This window comes from Chloroflexus sp. MS-G (genome assembly GCF_000735195.1).
Classification (GTDB): domain Bacteria; phylum Chloroflexota; class Chloroflexia; order Chloroflexales; family Chloroflexaceae; genus Chloroflexus.
This window is the reverse complement of sequence record NZ_JPIM01000012.1, coordinates 23,098-30,000: the sequence shown is the minus strand read 5'-3', so window position 1 is coordinate 30,000 and position 6,903 is coordinate 23,098. Positions and strand designations below refer to the sequence as shown.

The 6,903-nt window shown below is 55.2% G+C and carries 8 protein-coding genes (1 of these 8 only partly in view); 3 read left to right on the top strand and 5 right to left on the bottom strand.

All coding sequences use genetic code 11. The annotated features are described in order from the left end of the window. Nucleotides 1–257 carry the 3' portion of a hypothetical protein gene (locus tag JE47_RS0103730; RefSeq protein WP_031458456.1) on the top strand. 82 nt of this gene lie to the left of the window's left edge, so only the last 257 of its 339 coding nucleotides appear in the window; the start codon falls outside the window, past its left edge; it ends in the stop codon at nucleotides 255–257. 719 nt (nucleotides 258–976) lie between these two features. On the opposite strand, the gene JE47_RS0103725 is transcribed toward JE47_RS0103730, so the two are convergent. Beyond that, nucleotides 977–1,396 carry a YccF domain-containing protein gene (locus JE47_RS0103725; protein WP_031458455.1) on the bottom strand — a complete coding sequence of 140 codons (420 nt, stop codon included), beginning with the start codon at nucleotides 1,394–1,396 and terminating at the stop codon, nucleotides 977–979. A 332-nt stretch (nucleotides 1,397–1,728) separates the two neighbouring features. On the opposite strand from JE47_RS0103725, the gene JE47_RS0103720 reads away from it, so the two are divergent. Further along, nucleotides 1,729–2,676 carry a daunorubicin resistance protein DrrA family ABC transporter ATP-binding protein gene (locus JE47_RS0103720; RefSeq protein WP_031458454.1) on the top strand — a complete coding sequence of 316 codons (948 nt, stop codon included), beginning with the start codon at nucleotides 1,729–1,731 and terminating at the stop codon, nucleotides 2,674–2,676. An 11-nt stretch (nucleotides 2,677–2,687) separates the two neighbouring features. After that, the gene (locus tag JE47_RS0103715; protein ID WP_031458453.1) at nucleotides 2,688–3,443 is read left to right on the top strand and encodes an ABC transporter permease; all 756 of its coding nucleotides are present in this window, start codon (nucleotides 2,688–2,690) and stop codon (nucleotides 3,441–3,443) included. A 119-nt stretch (nucleotides 3,444–3,562) separates the two neighbouring features. Here the strand turns inward: JE47_RS0103715 and JE47_RS0103710 are convergent, their stop codons facing one another. From JE47_RS0103710 to JE47_RS0103695, 4 genes are all read right to left on the bottom strand, one after another. Beyond that, entirely contained in the window at nucleotides 3,563–4,558 is a 996-nt protein-coding gene (locus JE47_RS0103710; RefSeq protein ID WP_031458452.1) for a peptidoglycan DD-metalloendopeptidase family protein, read from the bottom strand. A 222-nt stretch (nucleotides 4,559–4,780) separates the two neighbouring features. After that, nucleotides 4,781–5,065 carry a hypothetical protein gene (locus JE47_RS0103705; RefSeq protein WP_031458451.1) on the bottom strand — a complete coding sequence of 95 codons (285 nt, stop codon included), beginning with the start codon at nucleotides 5,063–5,065 and terminating at the stop codon, nucleotides 4,781–4,783. 165 nt (nucleotides 5,066–5,230) lie between these two features. After that, nucleotides 5,231–5,686, bottom strand: a complete 456-nt coding sequence (locus JE47_RS0103700) for an SRPBCC family protein (protein WP_031458450.1) — start codon at nucleotides 5,684–5,686, stop codon at nucleotides 5,231–5,233. 16 nt (nucleotides 5,687–5,702) lie between these two features. Then, the gene (locus JE47_RS0103695) at nucleotides 5,703–6,872 is read right to left on the bottom strand and encodes an NAD(P)/FAD-dependent oxidoreductase (protein ID WP_031458449.1); all 1,170 of its coding nucleotides are present in this window, start codon (nucleotides 6,870–6,872) and stop codon (nucleotides 5,703–5,705) included. Nucleotides 6,873–6,903 lie beyond the last annotated feature (31 nt).

Genomic DNA, 6,903 nt, shown 5'->3' with positions numbered 1-6,903 from the left:
TGTACCGGCACCGACGCCGCGCCTTAGCCCGCTGGATCGTGGGCACCCTGGTGGCGGGAAACGCCACTGGTTCCGCACTGGTGCACGTGCTCGCCACGGCCGAGATCGCCCGCGCCACGACCCTGGCAGATGCGTGGAAGGCCTGGATTGCTGCCCTGCCCAGCATCTCACCGCTCCACCCGCAGCGGATGCACCACCGGTGGTCTCGTCCGCGTGCGTGTGGCACCGACCTGCGCCGCTGGAAAGGTGCGCACTGAATCGGCAGACTGCTGGTGCTCGGCCTGGATGCCTCCTCTAGACGCGCTGCCATCGTCCTCCTGCGCATGCGTGTTCGCTATTGCGGCCCCGGCCTACCGCTCGCCTGGGTGATCGTCCAATCACACTACCCGGGCGCGTGGGAACCGCAGGGGGAGCGGATGCTGCGCTAGGCCCGCCGTGCCCTGCCACCCGACCAGGCGGTCGTAGTGCTGACGGATCACGGGGTGTAGAGCCTGCGCTGGTGGTTTGCGATCCAGTCGCCGCCGTTCTATCCGGTCATGCGGGTGCGTGTTACCTCGACCGTCGCGCCGACCGTTCAGGAGGGGGCAGCCAGTGCAGAGCCTGGTGTCAGGTCCAGGATTTAGAACCTATCTGGGATATCCTGTCGCAGAAGGAGATCGGTTGGGGCGCAGCGGCGCTGCGCCCGTACCTCTATCAGGTTTCGTCCGCCGTATCGTGAGACGATTATTCGGATAGGCTCTTAGTAAAGATGTTGCGGTCACGCACGCATCCACGCGGATGGCTGGCGCGTTGGTAGTGGCGTGGGGTAGCCTACGTGGAACCGGGGGGGCGTGCTGACCGGTCTGCTGCTCGCGCTGGTGGATGCGGGGTCTAACGCCCCCCAATGCCTGAAATCGCTCTAAATCGCCCCTTTCAAGAAGGGGTGACAAGACTGGTGAACGTTTGGATCACGATCAGACACCCGCTTTGGCACTCATTAACGACGGGCAAGGGTGATAATTGTTGGCACTTGATCGAACATCCAAAAGGCAATAACCATCCCAATGATCGATACACTCAATCCCCATGCGACGAAAAGCCATATTCCGCTCAACCACCACCCGACAAAAATGAACCAGAGTGCTCGCAACAACAGCGGGTGTTGCGGTGTCTCTACCCGGTATATCTGCCCACCGGCAATCACCAGGTTCTCGCGCCGCGGTGCAAGTGTTACCACTTGCGGCATCCGATTGAGCATCCACAAACCAACCGGTAAACCGATAATGGTGACACACAAGATCCAACCTATTGCAGTCCAGATACCGCTGAACCAAAATCCGAATAAGAAGAAGTAGAGTAAACGGATCAGGATGTTGGGGCCATGTCGCTGTTCAATGCTGATCGGTCGTTGTTGCACTGGTGTCCTCCTTTCAGAGCGTCTGGCCGACCTGACTAATCAATGTGCATTCACGATGTTACATAGCGTTCATCAGGTTTTCGTATGTCGCTATTGCTAACTTATTTTTAATGATACGTGCCCCGTTCCAGAAAGTTGCAGAAGACGTGCGCTCATGATCTACACTTTGTACGTCTTATTACGCAGGTGCATGGCAGTCTGTGCTATGCCGACGATGCAGAGGGCTTGTTTAGTAATCCGAGGTCTAGCTCTAGCGTAGTTCCTGCATAGTTGATTGGTGCTATAATCAAAATGTGAGAATCGTCACGCACTGGCTAGATGCTGAGCTAATCATGAACACACCGGCAATTGAAACGATTGATCTCGTCAAGCGGTATGGTGACCTAACCGCGCTTGATCACATTAACCTCCGTGCACCGGTTGGTCGTATCTATGCGTTGTTGGGGCCTAACGGCGCCGGTAAAACGACTCTGCTGAGTATTTTGACTACTCTCTTGCCGCCAACATCAGGTAGTGCCCGCATCCTCGGTTATGATGTTATCCGTGATGCTGCGGAAGTCCGTCGTCGGATCGGGGTGACGTTTCAGGAAATGGTGCTCGATCCACTCCTAACCGGTCGCGAAACGCTTGATTTCCATGGACGGCTCTATCGCTTACCGGCAGACGTGCGTCGGCAGCGTATTCGTGACTTGGTCGAGCTGGTACAACTGACTGAGGCGATTGATCGTCCGGTCAAAAGTTATTCTGGCGGCATGAAGCGTCGTCTTGAATTGGCCCGTGGCTTGATGACCGATCCGCAGGTGTTGGTTCTCGACGAACCAACGCAGGGGCTTGATCCACAAAATCGGGTGAATATCTGGAACTATGTGCGCGATCTGAACCGCCAGCGTGGGATGACTATCTTACTGACTACGCACGCCATGGACGAGGCAGAAGTCCTGGCCGACCTGGTAGGCATTATCGATCACGGTCGCTTAATCGTTGAAGGGCGGCCAACCGATTTAGTTGCCTCACTGGGTTCGGATGTGATTCGCGTGCGCGGTCGAGGCGATTTGCAACATCTGGCGACAGTTGTCCAGGGTGTTGAAGGTGTTCAGGGTGTCGAGACCGATTCGGCTGATAGTCTGGTGCTCGTTTACACCGACAACGGGAGTCGACGGCTCCCTGTTGTGTTAGGGGCAATAAGCGGGAATGGCTTTGTAATCGAAGATGTTACCCTGGCGCGACCTTCGCTCGGTGATGTCTTCTTGCATTATACCGGTACAGCTTTGCGTGATTAAGTGAGGACTGTATGTACGCAACCTATGTTATCTGGACACGCCACATGCGCAAGTTTGTCCAGCAAACCGAAGAGCTGTTCGGTCTGGCGCTGCAATCGGTGTTGTGGGTGGTGCTGTTTGGCGTTGGCATGCGCGGCATGATTAGCTCGATTGGCGGAAATGACTATATGTCGTTCATCCTCCCTGGAATTATTGCGTTGAGTGCTCTCGGCGGCGCAGTTGGGGGCGGGATGGTGTTACTCGATGAGCGGCTTCGTGGCATTGTTAAAGAGTACCTGGCTGCACCGATTCCGCGCTTGAGCATTTTGTTAGGCAGTGCTGCCAGCACGGCAACGAAAGCACTCTTTCAGGCAATCCTGATGCTCGTCGTTGGTTTACTGATGGGGGCACGAGTAGGGGTGAATCCTCTTGGTTGGCTCGGCGCCCTGGTGTTGCTTGTTATCTTCGCCATTGGTTTCAGTGGTCTGGCACTCGGTGTTGCCGCAGTATCACGCAGTATTGCTGGCTACCACGGCATGATCTTCCTCTTCAATTTGCCCTTGTTGTTTGCGTCTAATGCCCTCTATCCACTCGATGTTTTGCCGGACTGGATGCGCATGATTGTGTTGTTCAATCCGGCGACGTACTTTATCGATGCAATACGGGCGTTAGCGTTTGGGACACCGCCTACTCTGCCGCTATGGATAAGTAGTGTGATCCTGCTCGGTTTTGCCGTGATCGGGATGGCTTTTGCACTGGCCCTCTTTCGTCGCTCACTGCGGGCGTGATTGTGCATACTCGATGCCTCAGATTCTGTGGCGGCAAGGCTTGGCCTGGTTCCACCGTATCCCGACCATCTTCGGTGACTTCTGCCTATCCCTGCCGCAGCGGTTCGCAAAGCGTTCTTCTACCGATCGCATCCAACCAGGGTGGTAGGATCGATATTCACCTCACCGCGCCAGACCTGATAATCGAGATGTGGACCACTGGCAAAGCCAGTACTACCCATTAACCCGATCATATCGCCGGCCTGTATTTGCTGGCCGTCGATGACGGTAACAATCGCGAGATGTGAATAGCCGGTACGCCAGATACCGTCTGCCGCCAGCACCCAGACATGATGACCGGCGGGGTAACTATCTAGTGTTACCCGTACCCTGCCGTCATGTGTTGCGACTACAGGCGCGTACCAGCTTGCTTCCGGTTCGGCGACTCCATCACCATTGCCATCAACCGCTAAATCAATTGCGCCCCAGATTGCGGTCGGCGTATGCGAACCTACTCCGTATCCCTGGGTTATCACAACCCGACCGGTCGCAGGTTGAACCGGACAACCATGGGGACCTGCTTCATCAAGATAGAACTGCGGTACGGCAGGTGTACGTGCTGAGGATGGCAAAGGAGCTACGAGCGGTGCCAGAGCCTCTGGTGGTGGGAGAGTCGGTAATGATGGTGGTATGACTAGTGTCGCGCCTTTCCGTTGCTCTGTGAACGGTAGGATGGTTGGTATCACCGTGCGAGATGCCTGCCCGGTCATCTCAGGAGCCGGCTCAGTCTGTGATGATAGCAGTGAGCTAACTTGTTGCAGAGCGACGGTTATCAAATGGTGTTGGAAACGCTGTCCTCCTTCGCCAAACAGTGACAATAACGCCAGCGTTGTGGCTAAACCGGCAGCCAGAGCCAATGGCTTCAGACCGGAACGGGCTTGCGTCTGGGGAGGTAATGGCCTAATCGCCGTCGGTGGTATCCCTAACACAAATGCAATCGTCTCAGCTTCGTGATGGCTAAGGTGACGTAATCCGTACTCTGCCTCGGCGAGCACACGAGCAGGAATACCGGTCAAGAGTGCCAAATCAAGAAAGGTCAGCTCACGGGTACGACGAATAGTGCGAAGTGTCTGCATACCTATCCTCTTGCAATGACACGATTAGCTTGAAGATAGCACAATCGTGCACCGCGCAAGATGACAGAATGCCTACAAATCCTCTTTAGCAGTGTGTAACTATACTTCCGTTGCTACCCGACAGACAAGTGGTGAGAACAAAATGCAATCACCCGATCTCACACGAGAACGCGGGCCAGCGGCCCGCGTTCCCAGGGAAGCAGCACATTGCGCAGATGTGCCCTAGTCGCCATACGTGCGAGTTGCTTTGGCAGCGTATTCTGCTTCAAGCTCGGCCAGTTTCCGTTTCCGCTCGCGCTTCTCTAGGCGGTTGAGGGTGATGTAACCGGCGAGGATTGACACGAAGAGGGCAGGCCATACCAGCCAGGCAAAGCTGATTTTGATACTAATGGCAAATAAGAGGCCGAAAAGACCAATGAATACCCCACCGGCGGCCATGTATACTTCAAAGCTAGTACTATTGAGGTAGACTTCGTCTCGTGGGCTAAACCGTTGTTGACGAGCCATACGCGACCTCTATCTGACTAATTCTTGTATCTTTGCACCTATGCTAGCACAGCCGCCGATGAAATGGTAGTGGTTGAAACGATGCATTCTTGGTGCAATATCTGTGCTTTTATGCAAAAATAATCTACCAAAGAAGGGGCAACCTGTGGTTGCCCCCGTTGTGCATTAACGCGGTTGGGTAGCAGGTTTGGGGCCACCTTCAATCAGCATTCGCAGGCGATCGAGTTGAATACGCATGTCGAGTGACGCAAAAATCTGCCCGAGACCAACCACAAAGACGCGCAAACTGGGATCGGGCACTTCGTACTCAACCCGATTTTGCACAATCGTGCGGTCACCATCGGCAAACCAACGCCAGAGTTCTTGCCCCTGCCAGAGACCCTCGATCTTTAACAAGATGTGATTGCTATCACGTTCAGTAACGGTATACGTCGCACCGGCCAGCGCGAGTGATTTCAGTCGTAGCTTGTGTTTGCTCCCCAGTGTCATTAACTCGCCTTCGATAGGATCAAGAACGACCAGCGGTGAACGCCACTCCTTCATCAATTGCGGATCGGTCAGGTAGCGTTCTACAGTCGCAGGTGGCGCTTTGATTGAAACAAACTGTTCTTGCACGATCATGCTTGCTCTCCTATGGCTATGCGCTTTCGATTGTAGCACGATAGTATTCTTCGATCCCGCGTTTCAGCATCAGAGCCGGATAGCCTGTAACCGGCACTCCCAGGGCATTGCCTACGGCATCGTTTGGTCCTAACGAAACAACTTCACCGAGTTCAACCGGCTCGTAAGCACGCGGCGCGTCACCACGCGCTTCGGCTGCCAGAATCTCGGCCAGATGCTCACCCTGGCGCACTGCGTAAGATGCAGTGGGGGGTAGGGTCCCACCACGTCCGTCAGGGACTGCCGCACAATCACCAATTGCGAAGACTGCTGCCTGTCCATTCACGCGCAAATAGCGATCCACCAGTACCCGACCCATGCGATCGGTCGGGAAGCCTGCTTCGGCGAGGAGGGCCGGAGCGCGAATACCTGCGCCCCACACGATAGTTCCGGCCCGCAATATACGACCATCGGCAAAGCGGAGCAGTTGCGGTTCTACCCGTACCACCGGTGTTCGCAAGAAGATATTCACGCCTAAACGTTCTAGCCGGCGCACCGCCTCATTACTGGCCCAAGTGCCGAGATGCGGCAAGAGATGGTCTTCTCGTTCGATCAGAGCAATACGGACTTCATTGCGAGGTGCGCCGGTTTGCCGACAGAGATCATCAGCCCACGCCGCCAGTTCACCGGCCAGTTCACAACCGGTATATCCACCACCGACAATGGCGGTCGTCATTGCGATCCGCAGCTCGGTCGGATCGGTCAATGTTGCAGCCTGACTAAACTTACGTATCAGATGCTTACGCAGGGCAACCGCATCAGGGAAGGTTCGGAGGGGCAGCGCATGCTCGCGAGCACCTGGAACCTGAAAGGCAGTTTCGCTGCCCAGCGCAATAACCAGCCGATCATATTCGACACTTCGGCCATCAGCGAGGACGACGCGCCGTTCCAGAGGAAGGATTGTCTGTACCCGCCCCTCGATCCGTTCTACCTCACGACCTTGAAAGAGTTTATCGAGCTGATAGATGGACTTTTGGTCGGTAATCCCGGCGGTAGCAGTCAGATGCAACAACTGAATCAACTGATGGTACGGATGTTGATCAACAACGTGGATAGTAATTTCTAGCCCGTAAGTACGACGGAGACGAGCCAGATCAAGCGCAGTACGTAAACCGGCATAACCGGCGCCAAGTATCACAATTCGCATAGTAGCAAAGCTCCGTGGAACAGCGATCTCA